Source organism: Pectobacterium polaris, from assembly GCF_002307355.1.
Taxonomy (GTDB): domain Bacteria; phylum Pseudomonadota; class Gammaproteobacteria; order Enterobacterales; family Enterobacteriaceae; genus Pectobacterium; species Pectobacterium polare.
Map to the genome: position 1 here is coordinate 4161910 of NZ_CP017481.1, position 25887 is coordinate 4187796.

General features: G+C 50.0%; 14 protein-coding genes and 2 pseudogenes. 3 read left to right on the forward strand and 13 right to left on the reverse strand.

Going from position 1 to position 25887, the window contains the following annotated elements:
* The first annotated feature begins 6 nt into the window (after positions 1-6).
* Together BJJ97_RS18775 and BJJ97_RS18780 are read left to right on the forward strand one after the other, a co-directional pair.
* Complete coding sequence (locus BJJ97_RS18775) at positions 7-384, forward strand: putative zinc ribbon protein (RefSeq protein WP_095994936.1); 378 nt, start codon at positions 7-9, stop codon at positions 382-384.
* A gap of 387 nt (positions 385-771) precedes the next feature.
* Positions 772-1383 carry an inovirus Gp2 family protein gene (locus BJJ97_RS18780; protein WP_095995400.1) on the forward strand — a complete coding sequence of 204 codons (612 nt, stop codon included), beginning with the start codon at positions 772-774 and terminating at the stop codon, positions 1381-1383.
* A gap of 442 nt (positions 1384-1825) precedes the next feature.
* Here the strand turns inward: BJJ97_RS18780 and BJJ97_RS18785 are convergent.
* Positions 1826-2847 (reverse strand): annotated as a pseudogene (locus tag BJJ97_RS18785) (IS110 family RNA-guided transposase).
* 122 nt (positions 2848-2969) lie between these two features.
* Positions 2970-3337: pseudogene (locus tag BJJ97_RS18790) on the reverse strand (IS110 family transposase); the annotation flags it as partial.
* Between the two features lie 361 nt (positions 3338-3698).
* Between BJJ97_RS18790 and queD the strand changes: the two are divergent.
* Positions 3699-4061 carry a 6-carboxytetrahydropterin synthase QueD gene (gene queD, locus BJJ97_RS18795; RefSeq protein WP_095995401.1) on the forward strand — a complete coding sequence of 121 codons (363 nt, stop codon included), beginning with the start codon at positions 3699-3701 and terminating at the stop codon, positions 4059-4061.
* Positions 4062-4115: 54 nt separating this feature from the next.
* On the opposite strand, the gene dpdD is transcribed toward queD, so the two are convergent.
* From dpdD to BJJ97_RS22210, 11 genes are all read right to left on the reverse strand, one after another.
* Positions 4116-6356, reverse strand: coding sequence for a protein DpdD (gene dpdD / locus BJJ97_RS18800; protein WP_095994937.1), 2241 nt, complete (start codon positions 6354-6356; stop codon positions 4116-4118).
* Positions 6353-6895, reverse strand: a complete 543-nt coding sequence (dpdK, locus tag BJJ97_RS18805; RefSeq protein WP_095994938.1) for a phospholipase D-like domain-containing protein DpdK — start codon at positions 6893-6895, stop codon at positions 6353-6355. The genes dpdD and dpdK overlap by 4 nt, the downstream gene beginning before the upstream one ends.
* On the reverse strand, positions 6892-11421 hold the full coding sequence (gene dpdJ, locus BJJ97_RS18810; protein WP_095994939.1) for a protein DpdJ: 4530 nt from the start codon (positions 11419-11421) through the stop codon (positions 6892-6894). Before dpdJ ends, dpdK begins: the two co-directional genes overlap by 4 nt.
* Positions 11422-11436: 15 nt before the next feature.
* Positions 11437-12222, reverse strand: a complete 786-nt coding sequence (locus BJJ97_RS18815; RefSeq protein WP_095994940.1) for a hypothetical protein — start codon at positions 12220-12222, stop codon at positions 11437-11439.
* Complete coding sequence (dpdH, locus tag BJJ97_RS18820) at positions 12219-15257, reverse strand: protein DpdH (RefSeq protein ID WP_095994941.1); 3039 nt, start codon at positions 15255-15257, stop codon at positions 12219-12221. The genes BJJ97_RS18815 and dpdH overlap by 4 nt, the downstream gene beginning before the upstream one ends.
* Positions 15257-16162: a protein DpdG gene (gene dpdG / locus BJJ97_RS18825; protein WP_095994942.1), complete on the reverse strand. Its 906-nt coding sequence runs from the start codon at positions 16160-16162 to the stop codon at positions 15257-15259. Before dpdG ends, dpdH begins: the two co-directional genes overlap by 1 nt.
* Complete coding sequence (gene dpdF, locus BJJ97_RS18830; RefSeq protein ID WP_095994943.1) at positions 16146-18713, reverse strand: protein DpdF; 2568 nt, start codon at positions 18711-18713, stop codon at positions 16146-16148. The genes dpdG and dpdF overlap by 17 nt, the downstream gene beginning before the upstream one ends.
* Positions 18710-21874, reverse strand: a complete 3165-nt coding sequence (gene dpdE, locus BJJ97_RS18835; protein WP_095994944.1) for a protein DpdE — start codon at positions 21872-21874, stop codon at positions 18710-18712. The genes dpdF and dpdE overlap by 4 nt, the downstream gene beginning before the upstream one ends.
* Before the next feature lie 443 nt (positions 21875-22317).
* Complete coding sequence (dbpB, locus tag BJJ97_RS18840; protein ID WP_095994945.1) at positions 22318-23445, reverse strand: DGQHR domain-containing protein DpdB; 1128 nt, start codon at positions 23443-23445, stop codon at positions 22318-22320.
* The gene (gene dpdA, locus BJJ97_RS18845; RefSeq protein WP_095994946.1) at positions 23442-24692 is read right to left on the reverse strand and encodes a tRNA-guanine transglycosylase DpdA; all 1251 of its coding nucleotides are present in this window, start codon (positions 24690-24692) and stop codon (positions 23442-23444) included. The genes dbpB and dpdA overlap by 4 nt, the downstream gene beginning before the upstream one ends.
* Before the next feature lie 62 nt (positions 24693-24754).
* Positions 24755-25711, reverse strand: coding sequence for a hypothetical protein (locus BJJ97_RS22210; protein ID WP_193438345.1), 957 nt, complete (start codon positions 25709-25711; stop codon positions 24755-24757).
* Positions 25712-25887 lie beyond the last annotated feature (176 nt).

Sequence of the window (25887 nt, forward strand, 5' to 3'; positions counted from 1 at the left end):
TGAGCTATGCGTATAGAAAAATGCCACCTCGCACAGAGGAATACCGGTGAAATCATTGCAGCCCGTCAGGTCGACTCTGCTGACGATGAGTGGTGCTGCCATCACTGTCGGTGTCCGTTGATATTTCATCCTGCAACGGTAATGTCGTCTGCATGGTTTGAGCATGTCATTACTGCTGGTGATCCCGAAGCGCTATTACATTGCACTTACCTTGTCTCAAAGGATCAAACGTCCTCAAGTATGAAGCAACTGCAAAGGCTTATTGCACAGCTAACACCCGTTCAGCGGGTTACCCACTGGCGATGCACAATGTGTGGTAGCCACTCCCGGGGGAAGAAACAGTGTTCACTGTGCAAGACAGGCATTTACAGTCGGGAAATATAATTGCCTGAAAGGCTGAAATACAGGCTCTACAGAGGCCCCTCAAACATAACACGTACCGAATCGTCTTCAGACGTTTTGGTACGTTAACAAGCCATAGTATGAGCAGGATAACTTCGGAGTAAAAATTGACCTGATTTTCTCGGGTAACACCATACGCCACAGGCATCTGTCGGGTGTGTTTGATGACGGGTTGGTATTATTAACTAACTGATATAATTATATTATCTATCAACCTGATTATCAGGAAGATAGTCATTCACATAATACAGGTGTAATTCCTCTTACTGCTACTTCAGCACTATCCCTGCAAATTACTCAACCCATTCATCAGCCCACTACAGGTAAGGCTATGCTCTGCCTGTAGCAATCTTCTTATAAGTGAAAACCATGATAAATAACATTCGTATCGATCAGAGCCATGCTCCGTTTAACGAGACTTATCTGCAACGCATGATTGACGTGATAAATAACGCAGTAGCCGAGCATCCGCGCACCATGGCAATGCGGGTAGATTTACGCCTGCCAGATGATGAATGCAATGCACGTCAGGGTTTGATGTCCCGTTTCATTGAATCACTGGATGCAAAGATTGAAGCGCGATATCGGAGTAAGCAGAAACAAGGGAAACGAACCTATCCCAATCACCTGCGTCATATCTGGGTACGGGAGGTAGGAGAGGAAAACCAGAAGTCGCATTATCATGTAGTCTTGTTCGTTAACAACGATACCTTTAATTGTCTTGGAAGTTATGACGAAAGCGGCACGGGGTTAGCATCGTTGATACAGGCCGCATGGCTTAGTGGGCTAGGTCTTAGTAACTGCCCAGGCTACCGGACGCTGGTACACTTCCCTGAAAACCCGCTCTATTATCTGGATATCAACGCTAAAGATTATCAAACGATTTATGATCGACTGACGTTCAGAGTTAGCTACTTCGCCAAAGAGCGAACCAAATCGTATTGCAGGGAAGAACGGTCATTTGGGTGCAGTCAGCGTTGAAGCACAGAAATAGGCTCCGTAGTTGAATTACTGGTAAGTGGCTATGAATAAAGTATCTAAGAGTATGCTGCACAGGAAACCAAGTCCACCGTCATTGATCTTAATCGGATGAACCTACCAAGCAACATTTTATTGATAACTGAAAACCACGTCCTATGGTGTGGTCATCAACTGATTTCGGCTCTGGCTTATTGTCTTTAGATTTAAATCTAATAGAACTAAATAGCTATATGGACACCGACCTAGTGCAAGCATGGGCAGATCTTTTTCTGACAAAGTAGTCACACACATATATCCGGCTTCGTGAGCCCTGATGAACATCCGTACTCTCTGGCCTCATTATCGCAATGGCCTGCTATGGCCCAGCTATTTGTCAGGTTTACAGAGAGTCGGTTCTACCTGTCAGTACATCAACACTTTTGACTTATTATAAATCATACTGTTACCTGGCAACATAATCTGTTCTCTGGTTCACTAGAGCCCAGACTACCCTGGCATTCTTGTTCGCCAGCGCCACTACGGCCTTATTCACACCGCTCCGAACAATAATACCCTTCAGCCACCTCTGGATTGCACTACACCGTTCATCTGGAAGATTAACCGTACGATAAACCACGGAGCGGCACCATGAATCAGCAAGCCGCGCAGATAGCCATCACCACGTTTGGTTATTCCCAGAAGTCTGGTTTTACCGCCGCTGCTGTGCTCACCGGGCACTAATCCCAGATAACTGGCAAAATGCCGAACATTAGTAAAATCCCTACTGTCGCCCAGAGCTATCGTCAGTGCCGATGCGCCCAGTGACCCGATACCCGGAATATTCTCCAACCGGCGTGTATCCTCGTTTTGTGCACTCATCTGCTTCAAGCGTACATCCAGCGTTTTAATTCGTTGCTGGCAGTCTTGAAGCTCCAGCAACATCTCCTGGAATAGTTCTCGGCTGAGCGTGGTGAGTTCATTTTCCGCATCTTCCAGATAATCGGGTAGGCAGGCCATGACTTTATGGGCGGCTTCCGGTATGGCGATACCATATTCCAGACTCAGTCCCCTGATCTGATTAATCAGCGCCGTTCTGTTTTTCATCAGCCGCTGACGAACCCGGTGCAGACACTGAATATCCTGCTGCTCAATGCTTTTTCCCGGTACATAGCGCATACCCGGACGACTGTCAGCCTCAACGATAGCGGTAGCGTCATTTTTGTCGTTTTTATTTCCCATTCGGAAGGGCGACACGTACTGCGGACTGATTTGTCTGACGTCATGTCCGAATGTTTTAAACTGACGGGACCAGTAATTTGCGCTACCACACGCTTCCATCACAATTCTGGACGAGGGTTGCTGAGCAATAAAAGCCATCAGCTTTTCACGGGTGATCATTTTGTTAGCTTTCTTTTCACCCTGTATAGAAACGATATGTACCTGGAAAACTCGCTTTGCCAGGTCAATTCCGATAATTTGTTCCATGGGACACCTCTTCATTTTGCTGTTGGTTTGCACTTACAGCATGGTTCACTGAAGCCAGTATGGGGAGGTGTCCATTTCATTATCGCATATTATCGCTCCACTTTAGCCAGAGCGTGCTGAGCACGTATAAATCGCTCACACTCTGGGTGCCGATCAATCACTTCAACTAACTGAGATAACATTCTGGCGTCATCTGGTCTGTTTTCGCCAGATACCCCATCGCTCGGGCAAAGTCCCTTGCTTGCCTTGGGTTCACGACAGCGACATCACTTCCCTCTGACTGCAACGAACAGGTAATAGTCACTTCCAGCCCACCGGTCGCCTCCATACATACCAGAGAAACGTTATGCTTTCTCAGTTCAGCGATAATAGCATCAAAGCCGTCGAGGTCGTTACTGACAGTAAACGAGGGGATTCCTGTACCAATGGCAACATCCAGTGTGGCTTTGGACACATCAATACCCACACAAACAGGATTTGGCAGACTCATTATTACCCTTCCTTGGCTTATACGAAATAAGGTCGCACATCTGTTCGGGTTTCTGATGAGTGGCGCAATTCATGTGTTATCAGTTTCGGGACGGGCTTCAAAAACCCCAGGGGCGAACAAGCTACATGAACTTAGCCAAACCTGTTACATGTCAATTATACCTAAACTTCAAGATACAAGGGGCTTCTTTATTACCGTTTTAGTACGCCCTTCAGGGGCGTAATCAATGCCGCCTTCTATGAAAACAGATTTTTACTACTGAGACAAAAAGTGAATTTTCATGGACCAATGGACAAGTTAGTTGGGAAAAGCTATGAAACCCTGCATCTTATTGTTACTGTATAACAAAAACGAGGTAACAATGAAAACGACTCTGTATAAAGATTTTACATTCGAAGCAGCCCACCGACTCCCTAACGTACCTGATGGGCACAAATGCGGCCGCTTGCACGGGCACTCTTTCGTGGTACGCATTGAGATCACTGGGAAGGTCGATAAAGATACCGGCTGGATTATGGATTTTGCCGAACTGAAAGCAATTTTCAAACCGACTCTGGACCGACTTGATCACTACTATCTCAATGACATTCCCGGTCTTGATAATCCTACTAGCGAAGTGCTAGCCGAATGGATATGGAACCAGATCAAGCCACTATTGCCGATTCTGAGTGCTGTTGTCGTAAAAGAAACGTGCACAGCTGGATGCATTTACCGAGGCGAATAGCCAAAAATGAGTTGCTAGGTGGCGTGCCCGCGCCACCTAAAATTAATTATCACTTTATGACTCTTCAATATAATTACGAATACAATCGAGCATGCTAGTACTTCCTTTTCCAGAAGGCTGTAGTAAAGGTTTTACCCCGCGTTCTTCTTTTATTGCGTAATAAGCAGAGTGTTTGGAACTCAGCCAAGCAAAGACAAAGATATCAGCCTCTTTAGCCAGTGAACGCAGCATGACCGATCCTCCTTTATCATTATTGAGGCGAATATCAGCTTGAGGATATTCAGCCAACAACTGCTGCTTTACGCGCTGCGCCACTGAGTCAGTCAGAGTATAAATGCCTACAACCTTGTCATTCAGTGTTGCTCCTGTGCGAAAGGTTTCTACTCCATCATCACCGTCTTCGACTACCTGCGGTGGGATATCACAACTCAGACCGCACTCTTCGGCAAACTGCGCCAGCAAGCACCACTGCAGAGTACTGTAACGAGCAGGATTAGTGTAAAACATACCGAGCACGAGATTGAACAAGCGTTCTCTAGCAGATTGATCAGCAGTAGGATGAATCAGGAACAGTTCCAGCATATCCAGCCAAGCGCTCGCGCTAGAAGTACCGGAATTTTCGATCATCATCTTTAAGTATTCTACGAGTTCACAATAGTCTTTCGCAGTACTATTGCCACTTAAATATCCGCGAGTCAGATCGCAGGCAATGAAGATATCTTCACGTGAGCTGTTGTCATCCAGCGTCAATTGCTGCAACAACGCTAAACGAACTGACTGCCATGAGTCGCTGGCCTGATGGTTATCCAACCACTCCAGCAATATCGGAATGGCATCCCGCATCACCATGCTGGTGCGGCTATCACTTTTATCAATTAGCGCAACGAAAGCTTCTGGTTGGAAAGCGGCAGCGGACCATTGGTGGCTGGCCTGTTCTACGGCCTCGATTGCACCTGGCCACTGTGGATTATCCAACACCTCCTGTAGCCATTCCTGCCAGTTATTGAGTCCAGCAACACGTGTAGCAGGTAAAGGCCCTTTTAGTGATGTGTAGTAACGCTGGAAAGCAGGTTTAGCCAGTAGCGATTCTCGCTCCTGTTCGGATAACTTCTGAAAGTAATTAATGGTTCTAATTGCTGCTTCTACACTGCCCACAATCCATGCGCATTTTAAAGCAATAGCGACTGTGCTCATGCTGATCGGCAACAACAGTATTTCTTCCAACACGCTTTCGGGATGTTCATCAGTTCTAATGAGCAACTCATCAATGGTGGCCGGTAACATGACTGGAACAGCAACTGGAGGGATAGATGCTAGCAACTGGCCCACCCAGTGCCGGTCATCGTCTGTTGCACCCTTCATACCGGCAACCACTTGTTGTGCCTGTTCCCTCAGTCTTGCCGGATCACTTTGTGTGTCAGAAAGTAACCACAGTAGGATATTTTTGATCGCCGATGGTGTGTTGATACCCTGCGTCACTTGGAACAGGCGCGGTACGTTCTTCACCAGCAAATTATTAAATGCTTGTAGTTGGGCGGCGAGGTCGCTCAACTGCTCATACTTCAGCAGAAACTGCTGATAGAAGACCGTCATCACTTCTTCAGCCAACACCAACGGGTGCGGCATATCCAAGACCTGTCGCAACTGAGTCGAATCTAGCAGGCTTTTGGCATCACCTTCCAGAGCCATGCAGCGCAGTTCGATAAACAGTTCGTTAATATGGCCTATGCCACCAGCTTCACGTAGTTCCTGCAGATAGAGGCGAGTCTGCGGCACATCACGACGACGCAAGGCGGCACGGACATCACGCAGAATACGGCCACGCGGGCGCAGAAGTATGAGCTGGTGATTCGGGCGGCTGGCGAGTTGTTGGCGCAAGCGCTCTATGCCATTGAAAATCTCCGGGATCCTCGACTGAGAAAGCGAGCTAAATTTATATACTCTATCGCTATAGTGGTCTATCAACGCTTTTTCCACCGGGTCGCTCGGATCCAGCATCGTGCGCTGGCGGTTAAAGTCTGACCACGAGGTGCCTACGTGCGCGTTTAATAACTCGCGCAACTCCGCATAGTCTCGTTCCTCATCGGCCATTGCATACCAAGTGACTTTATCGTTGCTGCCCTTTACTGGGAGGATCACCGGGAAGCATCCGTTGCGGACATCGTCAAGCCAGGGGGTCAACCGCTGTTGGGTTGATGCTTCTAGCAGGCCACCCGCGATTTTTTCCCAAGAGATAATATTGTTTTCTCTATGGAAAAAGGTTCGCAGGAACTGTTCGCTATCAGCGCTGTTCATTGCACACCTCCCTGTGCCGGTTGGTAAAAGTCGTTAAATGCTAACAACGCCTGCACGATGGCGGTTTTGTCTGTGGTCAAGTTAATCTGTTCATCATTGATCACGATCCCGCCGATCGTCAGATTCATTGAGCCGCTTAGGAAGAAATGATCTCCGAGGAACCCTTTGGTATGCAGCACTTCTTTCTGGCCAATGTACAGGTTACCCAGCATGCCGTAGTTGGCGACGCGTTCGGTTAACTGGCGGATAAAGCGTGCATTATGCTGGGTTTCGTTGGTCATCACTTTAAGCGTACCGCCGTTGGCTACCGCACGCGCCAGCAGTTCTGAGGTCTGCACCTGACGCTGTCCCCAGGCCGGTTCGAGGTAATCGAAACGGCCGGTGCGATTATCCAGCAGGTCGAGGTCGGTGATCCACGGCGAGACAATCCACAATTCCGCGCTGGGCTGAGCGATCTCCGCTACCAACAAGGAGCTGAGTACATCAAGAACTTCACTCTGGCGTGAGGTTCTGGATTTAAAGATACGACGGGTATTCATTGGATCGCCTCCGGAATTTCAATCATGGCGAAGGTGTCATTGTTGTGGCGGCGCAGGGCACTGACGCGCGGGTAGAAGAACAACCCATACATTTCTACTGGGGTGACTAATAGAGTTGCGATGGCCTCATTTATTGCATTGCCCGGTTCGGCCACTAACTCGCATTTGCCATTATTTTCCAGATGCTGGTGACACTGCTGCATCCAGTCTGGTTGGCTGAGCTCCACCTGAGCACAACTGTGCTGCACCACATGGGCCAGCAGGAGGCGCTCGGTTGGCCCGGCAAAGCTGTAAGGGTTGTACCAAGTTAGCCAGCTATCACGAATGGTATGGCCGCGTGGCCACAGTAGGCCATTACAGGTATTTAAACGCCAACTCTCCAAGTTGTGCTGCCCTTGGCTCGCTTGTTGTAGTTGCTGGTCAAGCGCGCTGGACTGACTACAGGTAAAGGCATAGACACGCTGTGGTAGTTCAATGCCCAGTCGCTGCTCCTGCTGTCGCCAATCCTGTTGCAGTTGTAGTAAAAAGACGTCGCTGCTGGCATCGGTCCCCGGCCGTAATAGGCGGGTGTTGATCGCCGACAGGAAGCTATGGCTGGTCATAAAGCCGCTGCGCTGCAATTCTCCCAGCAAGTTGCGCTGCGCCTGAACCTGGCTGGCATGATTGTTGGCAAGGCGCATTTCGTTCATACACGCAGGCAGGGATGATGCCGGGTTTACCATGGTTTGCAGCAGGTGCCAGACATTATTGTCCATTGTTTCGTAGTTGCCTGGACTGAGGTTAAAGTCTAGTAATTCGAAGAAACTGCGCGGATCTTCACGGTAAATTTGTTGGATCTTCTCAATGATGCCGCCACCGCCCACGGTGGTTTCCGACAGCCAGATTTCGCGCTGGTCAGGCGCGAGCAGCGCAGTGCGCACCGGCCCACCGTTGAGGTCAAGGATTAGGTCGTTGTCGTCGGCATCCGGGCACAACTGCATAGCGGTTTGCAGCAGCGCCGCACCCAGCGTGTTGGTGAAGTTGAGGGTAAACCACTCCAGCCAGGTGTTATCCAGCGGTTGCCACAGCAGTTCCACCCAGTCGGCAATTCTTGCCATCACCGGAGCCTGGGCCAACAGTTCACGCAAGCTTTGCTGTAGATCCTGCTCTATCTCTTTACCGGTCTGCGCATCATACAACGTCTGGAAGATTCGTGCAGGAACGTCAATCAAGGCGATCCCTGCGCTGTTGTGTTCCATTGCGCGGAATGCCTGCTCCAGGGTGCAGTTTTTCAATACTGCTTCGCTGCCAATACCTGCCAGGACAGTTTCTGCCAGCCAACCGCCGAGGAAAGTATTAACACAGATGGCCTCGTCGTGGCTGACCTCATACAGGAAGCGCGCCGTGCGCAATCCGGCCACCAGTTCACGGTTGTTGCTGATGCTAGCGAAATCAAAATTAGGTAGCCGACACTGGAATTTTACCGCATCTACCCATAGTGAGAAGCCAAACGCAGCGGGTTCGTCTTGGTGTTCAAATTTGAAGTCAATCTGCAGGTCTTCACGCTGGTCGCTGAATTTAATATTGGCACGTGATCCGGTAGCAAAGCGCACGGCTTCGATCGGACAGTGCTGCTGATGGCTGTAAAACTCCACATGCTGGAAAATATTCTGCCAGACATTGTTGGATGGCACTTCCGCAGGGATGCCGTTCTGAGGTGGACGGATCTCGCTGTGCCAGTTAAGAAACGCGTTTGAGGTTTCACTCAGTTTAAGGTCATCTGGCGGCGTGCTGGCAGTCACTTCCCAGGCGCGGAAGCAAGGGATAACCTGCATGCCAGTGCGAGTGGTAATGTGACAATCGGGCATGGACTCCCGTTTGTCTGGCGGGCAGTAATCATCAATCGGGAATGGATGCGAACCATCTTTCAGCTCGAGTTTTTTCGGCACTAGCCAGTGGCATTCGCGAATGCTTTTGATGGCAAAGCGCTTGCTAATACGCCCCGGGGCGAAATCTTTCATCCCCTGCAAAATCGGCATGCTGTGCGCATCGGGTTCCTGACCGACTTCACCTGGCAGGTTAATCTGTAACTCCGGCAGACAGAGGTCGTTAAACAACGCGGACGGTATAAAATCAGGCATCGGCGTGCTTTTGCGGCAGTTATCGGCCTGCTCAATGCCAAGGCGCGACCAGTTGGAGCGCAGTCTTCTAAGTACCGTAGGAAGAAACGCGGTCATAATCGCGCGCGGTGGTTGCCACAGCAATGACTGCAGCAGTTTTTCGTCCTTAATCCCCAGAGCTTCAGCCAACCATGAGTTAAACTCCTGCTGGGTTTTCTGGCTGTTCAGAAGGCCTTCAATCAGATCGGCCAGCTTTGACTGAGCTTCAGATGGCTTACCTTTGTCCTGCGGGACGGATAGGTCATCCCAGATACCGCGATTCCACTGATTAAGATACTCGTTACGGCTGGAGAGCCAGTCCATAGTGGCAAAGGCCGCCTGCATACGCAGTACGTAGCTGTTGCCGACCGGCAGTTGGCGTGCCTTTAGTACCGGCTCAAACAGGTTTTCGTAGCACTGAAATGCCATGCGGTCACGACCATAGTCGGACAGCACAACCACGGTCCACGGGCGCATGGTTCGTTGACGTCCAGCACGCCCTTTACGCTGCAGGAATTGGGCGTTATCGCGCGGGGCTTTATGCTGGATAACGGCACCGACGTTCGGGTCGTTAAATCCGACCTCAAGTGACGCGGTAGCGACTATCAGATCCGCAGCATGGTCGACGCCAGCATCCTGCGAAGAGGTGCGCTTAACGTTGCTCCGGTCAGCGGAATCGAGCGTATGGCCAATCATTTTGGCCAGCGGCCACTGCTGACCAAAGGTAAATTTCTCTTCATTTGGAGCGTCGCCGCGCAGCATCGCCAGCGGTTCTTTTTTGGCATTGATATTGCCGTTCGAGTAACGCCCCTCGGCATCTAGCAGCTGAAAATAGAGGCGGTTAATGACGTCAATATCATCTGTGAATACAAAGCTGCGCGTGCCGTACATACCGTTGCTGACTGGCACTGCGGCGTTGTCGAGCATACGTCTGGTTAGCATGGAGGCCTGAATAGTGGTGGACAAAAGGCTTGAGCGAGACGCCGGGTCGCCACGTAGAGCCAGCATGTACTCCGCGCCCTCTGTCTCCATATCGTCTTCAATCGGACTAACTTCTGCCACTAGGTACTCTTCCAGCCCAGTTAACGAAGCCATAAAGCGCGTCGCCTGCTCCAACGTTGCAGACAGCCCAACAAAGTGCGGTGTGCCACCGGACAGATGCCGCCAGCGGCGGATCAGCATGCCGTTCTGTGCACCGCTGACGCCGGAATAGGTATGCACCTCATCAAGCAGCATCATCGACGGCGGGACGACGTTTTTGCCGATGCCAAACAGCGATGCCAGAAACGGGTTGCCCATCTGTTTATTCAGCATTTCGGTGCTAGTGAATAGAATGTCAGGCAGTTCGATTTTCATACGCTTACGCGTCAGGATCACTTCGTCAGGCTCGATGGTCTGGCTACAACCGTCGCAATGCAGGCGTTCAAGGTTTTTGTCATAATCGGCGGTGTGCCAGACCATTTTACCGCGACAACTCTCTGTCGGACAGGGAATGTACAGACAGGCCATGCCATTGCGATGCCTGCACCAGGCATCTTTCATGTAGTCGCGATGGATCGCCTCTTTATTAGTTGGCACCATACCAAACAGTGCGGCGATACGCACTTTGCGCACACCTTTCTTTGCCAGTTCAGTGTTCAATTTGCGCGTCTGCCGCAGCGTTTCAATAAACTGATCTTTCAGCAGTTCGTTGCGCGGGTAGATAGCCAGAGCCTTCACCGCGTCTTTTCTTTTGGCGACCAGTTCACTGCCGATAAAGGTCAGTGCGGGCAAATAGAACGCCAGTGTTTTACCTGTCCCGGTTCCGGCGCAGACAATGGTAGCAGTCGAGCGGTGCTGGCTCTGCTGCACCCCGCGCAGTACATTTTTGCAGGCATCCTGCTGAAAGCGAGCCAGACTGTACATTCCGCTCGAGTGGCTTATCAGGGCCGACAGTAGTTGGTGGTGCGTAGGAGTAAAACCGGAAGTTTCATCAAGTTGCTGCAGAACCTCAGCAGCCTGAATGTTGCGTAGCGGGTATTTGCGCTGGCGGCGGAGGAAACGATAGTCGGACACCAACGTCGGTGCGGTACGCCAGTTATCATTAAGGCCGTGTTTAGGAAACATCTGGCGCAACTGGCTGTAAAGTCGCACTGACTCAGCCATGCGGGTACGAAACACCGAAACGCCATTTTGCTGGTGGCGCAGCAGCAATCCGCGATCGATCATGACTTTCGCTATGCCAAAACTAGTTAGGCCGTTGGCGTCGAGCGGGTGGTTCTGTAGGACCTGAGAAATAGTATTACGGAACTCGGTCTCAGTGAAAAAACCTTGTGTGTTACCCCAAGTGAGCAGTACCGCCTCCTGCGACTCCAGCCCATCAAGTACTGCGCGAATAATCTGTTCCATTGAAACTACGGCTCCTTACAGGCGTCTTATACGATAGCGCGTCGGGTCGTCTTCTTCAGCCAGCCAACTGAGTACATTAGGCGTCAACATATCGAGCGTGGCACCTTGCCCGGATACGGCTTTGAGGAAGAGATTGACCTCTTCCGGCACGTTCAGCTTGAGCGCGTCGCGCTGGTGGCAAAGTTGCTCATGCAGGTCGATTATGGCCTCAACTTCGTCAGCAGTTTTTGGCAGCCCACGACTACTGTTGGTGAACTGAGCGACAAGGTCACAGTAGTGCTGTTGTACTTTTCGTTGTCCTTCCTGATGAGCAAGGTTGCTGAAAAGTCTCTGGTCCACTTCCCACTGCGCTTTTAACGTACGGATGTATTCACGCCACGCAGTGCTGGTATGTTCATTGAGAGTACTGGCTAAGCGCTCAATTTCCAGAACTAGCAGACCAAACTCCTGGGCTTGAGCAACATCGTATGTACGCGCCCCATACTGCTGAAGAAAGGCCGCCAGCAGGGCCTGCGGATTGCCAAATGTTTCGCGGTCAAACAGGCCAACAATTGGATTACCGCTCTCACTATCGCAAACCTGTCGTAGCAGCAGATAGCTCGTGAGGATCTGCGCCAGTTTTTTCGCCGGGGCATCGATTTTTTGCGCCACCTGCAGCAGACGATTGCGTATCTCCTGAGCCTTTTCCAGTTGCTGATGGCGCTCAAGGCGCGTTTTAAATTCGCCGCTGCGCCGTGCAAAAACGCTAATCTCTTCCGACGCGCTGGAGATTACCACTTCACTGATGCTTACTTCACTCATGATAAGTCCGCCTCCAGCAGCGTTAACTGTTCAGCCAGGTTTGCCAAGGTATCTGTAACTTGGTTTTCTGCATCCTCAATCTGGTCTCCGCCCTTATCGCTTATACGCTGTTGCACATACTTGTCGGTGGCGTCTTCGAACTTGCCCCAAGTCTCTAATAACTGTTGAAACGCCTCAAACTGCTCGCCATTGATGGCAAGGAGTTCTCTCATCAACATGTGCGAGTTATCGGCTGGCAACGTCAGTTTTTCCAGTTGTCTGATCAGTTTTTTCAGCTCTGGATCTTTCCAGCTCTTCAGCAACTTCAGCAGTACCGGTACAGTTTCACCCACTGGACGGGCGACGTCCGCGCTATTCGCCAGTTCGACTATCTCCTTCATGATGTCGCAGAGGTTCACCGCTGCCAGGCTGGCGCTGTTGCCGTCGCTCAGGCGTTCAGTGATGCTCTCTTGGGTCTTCAATAGCAGGGTGCGGTAGCCACCGAGCTTACTTTTGACTTCATGGATCTTGCCCGGTTGTTTGCCAGCGTCTGGCGGTTGTTTCTTAGACGCCTCCACCAGCATTAAGCCGTTAATAGCATACGGCTGAGCACCCGGTTTTTTCGCCGCCGTAAGCGCGATTAAACGCTCGCGACGTTTCTGATGCTCATCAATCACGGTATCGCGCGCCTGGGTTAAGAACTCATCCAGCAGTGGATGGTTGCTGTTTGCGACTTGCGGTTCCGTTAACAGTGCCTGCACCAGCGTGGCCGGGTGGGATGCCGATAATCCATCCTGCCCGAGGAATGCACCACTTAACTGCAGATCTTTGATGATACTGGAAAGCTCCTCGCGTTCTTCCTGCAGCACCTTGAGTTTTACTTCGTGCTCAATGCGATCCATAAAACTATGAAAGGCGGCGTAGTCGATCTCACTGCCGTCATAATCCCAACTCTGATAATGGTTGAAGTGCGCCATCGCCAGACAGGCGCTACGTAACTCGGGAGTATCTTCAAGCTTCACCAGCGGATGTGACTGATTCCCCACAAGCACGCCGGGCAAGTGGATCCTACCCTGAGTTTTTGCTGAACTGGCCATGAGAGAGGTCTGGATCAGCTCAGTTGACCAGTCGATACGGGCATTCAGCGCTTCCAAGAGCCACTTACGAATGTCGCGGGCTCTGGTTTGCTCGAGCGTCTTGCTCTGGTGCCATTTATCCAGCACGAGTTTCCATTCATCAAGTGGTGATGGTGGTTCCGGTACTGGTTCTGGTTCTGGTTCCGGTTTCGGTTTCGGTGGCGGTGGACCGCCACCCAACAGTACTACCGACTCCGGCAGACCAAACTCTTTACAGATGGCGGGCGTCAGACCTGCCAGGTTTGTACTATTTCCCCCCCAAACAGCCAGCAGTGAATTAATCCGCTCAGGCTGGCTGAGGCTTTCCAGGCGTACCCGCTGCTGTAATGCCGAGTTGCATACAATCTCAGCAAATTGTGACGGCGGGAACTGCTCGTCAAGATAACTCTGGCGATACTTTTTCAGTGGCTCGCGCAAAATTTCATGCAAAATATTACGCGGGATAAATACCAGGCCTTGCTCTTTAACTTTGCAGTGTCGTTCTACCAACTGCCCAATGGCTGCTGGGTTGAAGGGAAACAGCGGATGACCAATGCTACTGCTGCCAAAACTGGCCAGCGCTGGCGCAGCAGATTCGTTCTCCAGCACCTCCTGATCCTGCCATACCGGAATCTCCTGATAACACTGCGCGTCCTGCTGGTGGTGATAAGTTTCCAGCGCAGCAGCGCCGTGACGGGCAGCGTTGAGATAGCGGCCGCAAAAGTCAATAACGCGTTTTTTCAGCGCGACATCGTTTTCGCTGGCATGCTGCTGGATCACCCATTCGTAGCGGGCGCGGGTGCCTAGCGTATTACGTAGGCGCTTAAAGCTGTCGTGACCCTCAGTAACCGCAATAATCGATCTCAGAGTACATAAAACCTTTTTGCCGTCGTACTCATCTTCCTCTATCAGACAGGCGATCAGGACATCTTCAATCGCCGAGGTGGCGGTAAGATCTTCCACAAGAAGGATCAGGTCGCGACCTTCTGCCAGCAACTGTCGGCGGATCATACGCATCAGATCCTGGAAATTGGCCCGGTTAAAGCTAAACAGTTCGACGAAGGTGTCTTCTAACGCTTGGCTGCGCACCACGTTGACAACGCGAGCTGCTGCTTGCTTTTTTTCATCACTGGTAAGCAACTGTTGATTGCGCAGGTAGGGAAGCACTGTTGGTGAAACCTGCCTGAAGTCCAGTCCATTGAAGGTGAAGTCTTCCGCAGACATTTCATACCGCAAGTTGGCAATACTGTCGTCGTTAGCTCCCTGGCAGAAGCGCTGCGCAATATTGTGAAGACAGGCGCCATGAGCAGTGAAATACTGCGTCATCACGCTGTCAAAAAACAGCGCGGGCAGTCGGGATGATGCTGCGTGTTGTTGGATTTCTTCCAGCTGCTTTTTTCTGCTTTCTTCCAGCTGAATTTTTCCCATTTTCTCTTGGCGAAGCTCTTCAATGGCATCTGTATATGCTGCGTTTAGCGCTTGACGCAATTTAAGAGCAATATGTTCGGCGACGTTTTCGGGGATTAATTGCTTTCCAACTCCGTTAACCTTTTCACGAATACTCTGATACTCCTCGCCTTCAAGACCTTCTAGAATGGCGGTGAGTACACGTGGCAGAGAAGCATTTTTTGGGATGCGGATAATGTGGTATTTCGCATGATCTTCACGGCGTTTGAGCTGAGCATGAACCCAGCGTACCAGGTGGGATTTCCCCACGCCAGAAGCGCCAATTAGCGGCAGCGGGCGGTTATGTTCAAGCAGAAAGTCCAGCAGCGCCCCCTCTCCTACCTGCGTGACCTTACCACTTTGAAACTCAATGCGGTCGAGACGCATCGGTTCATGCACCGCCAGCAACTGGCTGTCGGCCAGTGACTCAGCCTCGGTTAGGATGCAGGCAGTAACGTTCTGCTCGCTGGGCCAGTAGCTCTGTAGTTGTGGCATTAGTGGACTCCCGCATCATTTAAGGTCAGATGGGTTACGGTACGCAGCACACTGCCGTTCCGGCCGGTTAACTGCATTGCGCCGCTGGCGTCAGACTCAGCCTTCATGTTGATTACTCCGGAAAGCTGAAGCCGCAGCAGCGCACGCGACAGCGAGGTGGAAAGGCGGTTAGGGCTAAGAGAGTGCCAGCCATGCAGACTGATACGCTCCTCGACCTGCTGGCGATAACTGCCACCATCTAGCACCGGGAGCGCCCGATTAAGACGTTGCAGCACTTCGCCGATGGAAAGCTGTTCGCCAACACGCATAAGGAACGGTAACTCTTCACGAATAGAATCGGTGGGGTCAATGGCGTAACTGTCGCGAGTGAGTTGTTGAGCAAAGCCCAGCCAACTGAGATAACCCGGAACGACAGCAATCTCATTACTGTTGATACGAAAATCAGGTATAAACGTGTTCACCAGCACTTCAAGGTTGCCCGATTTGATTTCTGTGTTCTGATAGACATCCAGCGCCAGCAGCAACGCAGCCAAAAGGGTAAGGTCGACGGCGCGTTCATCGCGTGAGCTCAGGTCACTGTTATTTTCCTGAGCCTGTAAACAGCGGCGTGCAGCCTGGCGCAGCGGCATACTTTTTGTGCTGAAATAGTTCGCGTTGAAACTGATTTGTGTTGTCTCTTCTACTTTTTCTTCCATCAGTAACCCCAAGTCCAGCCATGCTCTTAATTCCTGAGGCGCTTTACCACGTGCATTTTGTGAGTCGCCGGTTTGCAATGTTTCCGGTGCACAGAGCGCTATCAGTTTTTCACGCGGTAGTTGGTTCTTCGGGCTGGCTTTCAGCACCTGATAAAATGCGGCCAGCACGGCATACTGACTGCCACCATGGGCATTATTGATAATCGACACTGTCTAGTTTCCTTTGAAGTTGTTCGATGGTGATCCAATTGTGATTATCGAGAAGAACGTAATGCGCCCCGCCGGGATGGTGAGGATAGGGCATATCATGCGGGATCAGCGTCAGTTGTAATGGTGCTGGGTTTAACGGCGGCAGATAACCGTTGGCGCAGGACTCTTGCGTGGGAAGTACCAACTCTGCCAACTCGGCCATTACATCGTTATCCGGCGCAGGCTCATCACGTGCAGGCAATTCGTCACTCAACAAGATCAGGCGCTCGCCGCGCGGAATGGCGCTAAATATACTATGCAACAAGGCAGGATCTGCCCAGACGCGCTGGACAATGCCTCTATGATGCAGTTGCACCAGTAGCGTCGCGACGCGGTGATACCAGTTCTCACGTTCCCACTCATCGTCGTTAACTGGCGGATAGGTGATAAAGCAACTGGAGTAAGATAGGCCGCTGAGCGCCTGCCAGCGGCTCAACGCCTGCTGTGCCACCGACGCTGGCGGGTTAAGCAACAGCGGCGGTGGGCTCAGATAATTACTAGTAAGCGCCTGATTATCGCGACAGGCAGGGCAACCACCACAGGCGTGACCCGGAATAAATTCCGCCATGGAGTAGAGATCCACAAGTACCTCGCACAGCGGTCTGCTCAGTGGCGTATGCAGCCAGTTGATTAATGCATTATGGTTAGACCTTGCAGCTTGCAGCGTCTCTTCACGGGAGGGGATAATACGTGTTTTCCACAATTCTTCTCCGGTGTGGTGACTGCTCAGGATGCGTACTACCAGTGAGTTTCCGTTCTGTCGGATGATTTGCTCTTTTGCAGCTTCGTAGCGATTAACATTGGCAAAGTCTTTTTTGTCAGGCGGGTTTTGTAGGTCGGTATCCAGTTCCAGCACTCCTGCACGCACCATCATCAGTACGGTACGCAGGTTCCATAATTTATTTTGTTTGCTGCGGAAATTAAGGCCGCTATGGATCCTCTCTATATCAATACGATACAGGTTATCGCCCACCAATTCGGCACTGTCCCATAGACTTTTCCAGCGTTCCAGGCCCAACTCAAGACCAATCAACCTTTGTGAGGACAGATGTTCTGCCTGTTTGACATCCTGATGATTGTAAATTAGCAGTGAGGTGCAGGCATAGCCATCGCGTCCACCACGTCCCACTTCCTGGTAGAAGCGGTCCATGTTTTCCGGCACTGTGGCATGGATCACTGTGCGCACGTCGTTTTTATCCATACCTACGCCAAATGCCGAGGTCGCAATCATGATATCCAGCTGGTTTTTATCCCATTTTTCCAGCAGGCTTCGGCGTACGTCATTCGGCGTATCACCGGTAAATGTTGCCAAACGCTGATACCCCTGCAAACGCAACTGTTGCGCCCACTCTTCAGCTTCTTTCGGTCGCGTCACGTAGAGGATCAGCGGGCGTGGCGCATGAGCCAGCGATTGCAGCACCTTATCCCATTTGTCGCTGTGGTCTTTTGCCCGATAACACCAGTAAGCTGGTTCCGGGCGCAGATGGCTGGCATGGACTTCGCTCATCTCCTGATCGAAGGTATCGCGCAGGATTTTACGGCTGGCTTCGGTGATAGTCGCGCTCATCAGCAGTGTTGAGCACGGCGTAAGATTCGCTTCACGACTGATGCGCTTCAGCCCGCGGATTAAGCCACCAAGTTGCTGGAAATGCGGGCGAAAGCCGTTGCCCCAGCTGGCGACAATATGCGCTTCATCAACAATAACATGGCGCAGCCCTCCCTGTTTTGCTGCTTCAAATAAGGCGAACTGCAGGGAACTGCAGGTCGCTTCAGGAGAGGTGACGATCAGCCGCTGCTCACCCACACGGATACGCATGTACGTATCGTATTTATCCTGCGCCGGTAAGCCGCTATACCAGCCGGTGACCGATTCTGCTTTTTTCCCTGCTTCAATCAGCAACTTCCGGAAACGGCGAGCCAGTTCAAAAACTAGCGCTGTGGTCGGGGCAATCAGTACACAAAGTGCCCCGGGAGTTGGGGCTGTCAGAGCTAATGCTTGCGCTACCAGTGTTTTCCCGGTGCCAGTGGGCAAATTGACCAACAACGTACTGCCCGATGGGGCGAACAGAGCCCGGCGTACCGCATCGCGCTGGCCCGGTGCCTGATAGCTGATATAGCTGTCCTTCTTGAAGTAACGGCGCAGGACATAGTCCATCGGTACTCGAGTGTCCTGGCGGCAGAGTTGGTGCTGATCGCTGGCGAGAAAAGGCATGCCGTTTCCCTGCTCCAGCCACTGCGGACACCAAGCAGGGCCAGCGCTGAGCAGAAAGGTCTGACCTAGTCGTTGACAGTTAATACCGCTGGCTTCCCACTCCTCCTGTCTTGGCCAGCCAGGATGGCTGTCATCAGGGACGGTCAGTTCGTTATCGTTGTGGTGGGCATATTTTTCCCGGTACAGCCAGTCACGGATCAACGCCCGGCGGTCGAGGCGCCCGGCGGTCGCCTCCGGCAACAGGCACTCCCTCAATCTTGATGAAATACCATCATTATCAATAAGTTGTGCCAGATTCATCCGATTTGTGAGTCCTCATCCAATATGGCTTCTGATGCAATGATTAAGGCACGCGTCGCCAGGCAGGTCATTTTCGGCTGTGCAATACCCTGGCGCAGCGTCTGCCCCGTCTCCTGCTGGTTAGCATGATGCAGCACGGCGCTGCTTAGATAATGCTCCAGTCGGCTCAAGCTGAGAGCCTGTTGTGTGGCGAACTGTTCCACCGCCAGTCGCTGGGCTATGCTATAGCTATCGTTACACCAGGTGCGCCACTCTTTAGCGCTGATGCAATGGGAAATCTGCGCCCAGCGTTCCTCATTGAGATTTAGGTGGCGTCCGCCCTTATCCTTCGGTTTATAGTCTTCATTAAGTATCATCAACACCTCTGCGTTGGTGACCAGCTCGCCAGCCTGGTCCAGCCACAAGATAATGGTTTCAGGCGGCATCAGATGGTCGGCCAGCCGTTGCAGTGCTGGTGTATTGACTTCAGCTTCAATCAGAAAATCGTAGCGGAAAAAAATATTCTCATCGCCCATGCCGGGTGTGATGCGGATAACCGCGCTGGCAACACCGCGTTCTTCAAAATCCAGCATTTGTAGGATGGCATCATGGAAAGGTTCTCCCAAGCGAGCCGGGCGGATTTTACCCTGAGAGGTATCAGCCCGGTAGTAGCTAAGCGGCCAAGTCATGGGCGAACTTCCGCTAGATTGGTTGAGATCAAAGCCCAGCAGACAGTGTTTTTGTAGGCGCTGTGGGCTGACTAAGGTGCCCGTCCCTCGCTCACCAGGGTTGAAGCGATAGCTGAATATCGCTGGATCTTTCTCATCTGGAATAAAATCGAATTTCAGTACCTTACCTATCAGATTACGAGCGCAGCGGCGAAATTCCTCTTCATACTCATCGATATCTGCCAGTGCATCGGCATACTCTCTGGCTTCGATTATATCGCCATCAATTTGCAGCAGGACTTCCTGCATTTCGATTCGCTGCTTTTCCACCGTAAGGCGGCCATCTTCACCAGCCAGACGCGCGCTGAGTTGCATCATGCTCTCTTCACCCAGAGGGTAAAGATTGGAAATAAGCCGCTGTAATTCCTCATCAATCAGGTATTGCAGGCTTGCAATCGACTCTTCGAAGACATCGAACACTTCATTGAGAATAGTCAGCCACTGATTTTGCAGCCCCTCTGCTTCACTCACCAGCGCCATGCTGAGGATAGTAGTCGCACTCTCAGTCGCGCAGTAGCGATTCAAGCGGCCAAGACGCTGTTCCATACGGTTAGGCGACAGCAACAAGTCGTAATGCAGCGCTATCTTGCGCCCGCCGTGCAGATTGACACCTTCTTCAGCCCGGCGATCGCACACTAAGATCTGGCATTTGCTTCCCTTGCCAAAGCGCACTTCTTTGTCGGGGTTATGGCGCTGGATTTTGCCAATAAATGGTATCATCAGGTCGGTAAATACCTGGTCGGCTACCCATGGCTGGTCACAGAACACCACAATATAAGGGAGTTCTCTGACGTTACTATCCAGAAGTTTTTCCAATACTTCAATTAAGCGCTGGCGCTTGCTGTCACACTCCATTTTGCAGCGGTCTATCAACTCAAGCAGGATCTCCTTCTCGCCATCAAACAGCGGATGCTGCAACAGCGCGAGCTGTGAATCACTATAGAGAAAGCCCTGCGCGGCACCAGGTGACTCCTGCTGTAAGCGACAGTTTGCAAGCCGGGCCAGCAGTTCCGGCGTAGCGATAGCGGCTTCAAACAGTAACTGATAAATTGCCGCCAGCGTCGGGTCTTGTGGGTGCATCATTATTGCCGATTCGCGCCAGGCGATCATCATGTCGTTGCTGGCGTTCGCCGTGGTGTATTTTTTTAGTGATAGACCGGACAAACCAGGCATCAGGACACTAATGGCGGGATTGCTGCGGCGGTTGCGTAGCAGCCGGTGGTGCAGGCGGTAACGGTTACCAATGTAGTGGCGGATTTTATTGATCAGCAGATCACGCGCCTCACTCCGCAGCGGTTGCATCATATCTAAATGGGGAAGCAACTGTGAAGCCATCCCGTTTAGTACTTCATCCTCAGGAAACAACCTGGTCAACGCTTCCAGGTTCTCTTCCAGCGTCATGTTGTCGTTATCACAGTTAAACGCGTAGAACAGTGAACCTATTTCTTCGCGCTGCTGGATACGCTGCTGAAATTTCTGTAAGCCAGTGTCAGTCAGTGGGTAATTTTTAGCATCCAGCAGATGCAGCATGGCCAGGAAGTTCTTTTCATTGCCAGTTACGGGCGTCGCTGATAGCAACAGCAATTTTTCACTTTGCTGCGCCAAGTAGTTCACACTAGCGTAGCGCTGCTCGTGCTCTGCATCCCATGCCCAGGCACCGACCTGATGAGCTTCGTCAATCACCAGCATATCGGGGCGGAACGGCAGGAGGTCCTCTGTGCTGAAGGCGGCCATATCAATGATATGGATCGACTTATTAAGCAGTTCCTCCAGGTGAAAACGTGCAGAAAGTTCCTGCTGCCACTGGCGGTGCAGAACTCCGGGCGCCACAATCACCACGCAGTGGGTGAACTGATTTTCCGTGACGTGTTGACGCACGATCAGCCCAGCTTCGATGGTTTTTCCGAGGCCGACTTCATCAGCCAACAAATAACGTTGAATGGGATCAGATAACACCCGGCGTGCAACTGCTAACTGGTAAGGTTCAAGTTCAATACTGGACGACAGAGCAGAGGTAATCCCAGCGCATGCGTTTCGCTGTTTCAGCATCTGATGCTGATAAGCCAAGCGCGCGTCCTGCCAAAAGGGAGTATAAGTAATGCGCTCGGCCAGGAGGGCCGCAGCATCACTGATGGGGCGATCCCAGCGTACAAAGATGTCATTTATGATGACATCTTCCTGCTGTTTATTAGGAAAATGCAGACGTACACCACCGGGGACAACTCCAATAACACGAGCAATCTGCCAGCGGGCAAGTTCGTAGTCATAGTGATAAACCAGACTCTCCGTATAAAGTTCGGCTTTTTTAAGATATTTTACGTCGACAGTTTGCTCTATACCTTCATAATTTACGGGAGAGTCAAAATACTGAATAAGCGCATCATCATGGTTAATGCGAATAAGTCTGCCAATTCCATAAGGCGAGTCAACGAGGTCGCCTGCTTCAAGGGGCATATATCCATCCATATTTTAGCTGTGCGTAATAGAGCTTTTAAAGCTTATTGATTATTAGCTTTCTTTTTAAATTTTTATACGTTTAATATCACTGAATGCAAGGGCAATGCCATACACTGCTACCCATCCAGATGATTGTCAAGAAGGTCGCTCACGATTGCTAGTCTACTGAGACCAGAGGCATGCCAGTACGATTTATCACTCATCCACTGACTTTCAACACTCAGGTCCCGACAACGGCAAAAGTGCGAGACTCATGATTTGTAAGTTTTTTGAGCTTAAAGAGGTATCGTAAACCAGTTTAACGTTTGGTGATAGGATTGAAAACATGAAAGTTACCTTATTTTTGTACAGAATTTAAACTCCCATACCATATCCGGTAACTCTCATGTTGATATATCGACACTCGATACGCCTAATACCGATTAGGTTTTCACCCTTTTTTAAATTTCTGCATTAACAGCCTTAATATAATTCGTCACCAAGTAATCTGTGACCGACGATATATCCTTGGAAAGGTTCTGCATTTCATTCCATTTGCGAATAATAGGCTGACCGTCGATATCTTTACCCAAATTCCAGTTACCGCTGCTCCATGCACAGTACTGTTTAATTCGGTTCAATTCTACAACGAAACGAGTGATTGTGGGTATGTCCGTCCAGTCAGATTCACCACGATACTCCTGATGTACCTGATCGATCTCATCCATCAAACTGCCAAGAGAAAGTATCCCTACACCATGCAACAATCGAGAATTACGAGGCTTCTTATCCCAGTCGTCAGTAAAAACGATTTCAACAGCTGACCAGAAATTATTGAGCAATCTGACCATCTTACCTTCATCCCCCAATCCTGTAGCAGGATCACGGAAGCGATACAACGCGCCTTCCCGAAGGCTCGCATCGATCATTTTGATCATCGAATTATCGGCAATAACCCCATCCGGATTGGTCGCAGTTTTAATACGGCCGGCCAGCGGACCTTCACCAAAATTAAGGCGTTGGGTCAGCAGCGAAGGGAATTTACGTAACTGCAGATCAGAAGGCAGGCGTCCGTGTGTATGTGGTGCTAATTCGTACAGCAGCGTTTTGGGCAGCGGCTTGGTAGAATTGACCAGCATGAATTGCTCACGCTGTTCTTCAGCATCATTGGCAATAAATGCTGAGACCGGCATCATAAAAGAATCAATCTCCGCATCTCGCAGAGCAGCTGTGCGTTGTTGTCCGTCCACAATAAAGCCAGGCTTCTCAAAATCCTTATCTTCGGAGAATGGGATCACGAGATACCCCATATCGCTGTTCTCTGATAGCGGCTCAAAACTCACACGCCTATCAAAAGCGATAATCACCGGATTAGGGATCATTGGGTTAGCACTCTCAATATAGCGCTGAATTTCGCGAATATGGTTACGTACTTCTGGACGTTGATAGCCAATCAGACTCTCCTCGCCGCGGCGAATACGAGATATCGCGGCGATTTTACTAATCTGCTTACCTTCTATCGCGAGGCTATAAAGCTGCCTCTCTTCCCCTTGTCTGATTCGCAAGGCAGGAACACGATATTCACTCATGACAATTCCTCTGAGCGTTGTGACAAAGTTCGCTGTAAGCGACTGTACAGCACCTGAATATTGTGGAAACCACGACGACGATTGCGTTCTGCGCCGCGGAAAATGATGACATTGATGCCGATGGCCTTGCAGATATTACACTGACACTTCTTCCATGGCCGCTCGGCCAATGTGCGTTCGTAGTCTAAACGTATTTTATCAGCTTCTTTCTCACCCGCATGAAGACGTTCATAGGCCAATACGGCCTCCAATGTTTGCGCAAGTGGCATGGAGCCTTTATCGTATTCAAACAGTGCATGCAGTGCATCTTTTTCCAAATGCCGCGCTATGTCTTGGTCAATCACGCCAGACTTAATTTTCCGGCTCAAACTTGGATTCGCATCAAACTGGGGAACACGCACAGCGGTATAGGCCGTCCCATCTGTCGTATGGTAGTTGTTCTTCCGATCCTTGAAAGCCTGTTGCAGCGGAGTAGTAGAATCGATACTTGTCACGCCCAATTGGATAAAGTCGACAAAGCTCTCTGGGCGGGCAATTCCCAGCAAGTGTACGCGAGTGTCATTCTTTAGTAAGGGTTTAATTTCTTCCAATGTTTCGAGGATCTGTACCGTTTTCAGTGGCACCATCCCCCCCATAGTGATATTTTTGTAACCCATTGCCAGTAGTGATTCTACCGACTGGCGGTAAGATGTTTTGCTCCATCCATGTGCAACACCAAATGCAGTGAAACAACTCTTTTGCGACTTGCTTAGAAACTCCTGAGCGAGAGTAAGCGTGATATCTTGGCGGCGGCGACATTCTGCCAACACTTCGCCACTAAATACCTCCCCAGGCTTCTCATAACCAAATACAATATGGTCTAGGGAAACGCCATAGTTAAAACGGGAAGTTTCGTAAAACTCGATAACTTCTTCTACTCTATATGGCGGCGCATCCTGATTGACGTAGGTGAATGCACCGCAATCGCCCATAGTTTCCATATCGTCTGGCAGTCGGAAAAAATGCTTCATACCATTACGGAAGTAACGTAAGCGTTGAGCGCGGGTATACTTACTCTCCCCGCCACCAAGGCCGTCAACTACCGCTTTAGAAACTAGCATGCCATCATAAGGACGAAAGAATACCTCATGTGGATAATGATCGTCACGCTGGCGAACGCGGTGTTCGTTTCGCGTTTCGCGGAAGAAGTCGAAACTAGGATCGATAAAATCCTGACTATCCGGGAAAAAATATTTTAGCTTCGACAACGTACTCTCCTGCAACGCCTTAAAAAACGGAGGATTCTATCATGAAAACCCAGCAAGTAGCATTAAGGTTTGCCATTAGACAGTGCCTTGAAAGCAGTGCGGAACCGTTTTTCCTCGAATGAATTGCCAGAATCACGAAACACACGCAGGGCATGTGTTGCACTGATACTAGGTTCTTGTTGCATAATCTCTAAAATAAAATAATTAACTTCTTCAGGACTACGTCGAATCCCTTTTTTTGCTTCACGTTCTGGTAATTCTTTTAACTTATCTGACAATTGTAGAGACAACTCATTTAAATCATTTAATTTTTTATCAGTGAATTCACCAACAATATATTTTGCCATACTAATATTAAGCATAAGCATATTACACCTCAACCAATGAGCCATATTTTTATTAGTTTTAAACAAATATCTCGCCAACCTATCATTAATTTTTTTCGAAGTTATAATCAACAACTGCTTTTTTGGACTAACCAGATATTCAAGACCATTAATAATATCTAACTCGATTGCATTAATATAATCGGGGGAACCACAAAAAATGTAATAGTCCTTCTTGTTTTCTTTCATTAATTCTGCAATAGATGTAGGGTGGCGAGGTTTTAAAAAAGATCTCTCGGATATTTCTTTCCACCATGTTCTATGGAAAGTTTTGCCTACATACTCGTGAGAGTACAAAGGTATAGATTCATCATATCCAACTGCAAACGTTGCTTTGTAAGGTACGATTTTATCTTTATAGTGCAGAAGTCCTAAACCGGCCGAAAGAATCCATAAATCAACAGGATATTTTTTTAAAATTGCTTTCGCCGTCGCCCAGTGACCACCTTTATAAAGGTCTACAGCGCATACAGTTGCAGATGTTGACATAGCCTCATTTAGAGCATTACACCAAGAACTCACCAGTACATTTGAAGGTATTCGTACTGAGGAATACTGAGCTAAACTCAATATATTATTGCCATCACTATTTTTGCCATTTGTGCAGGTTGTTATTAAGTGTATGTTTCTCACAATCGTTCTCCTGAAACTGTGTAGCCAAAGCTACCTCAGAAAAAGAGATGTTGCAAGAAACGAATTGATGCCCCGAGAAAATTTTCTCGAGGGCAAATCTCAATGAGATATATACTCGAAGAACTCATCTTGTGAATTCGAGCATTTATGACATCTTCTCAAGATTCCTTTCTTCT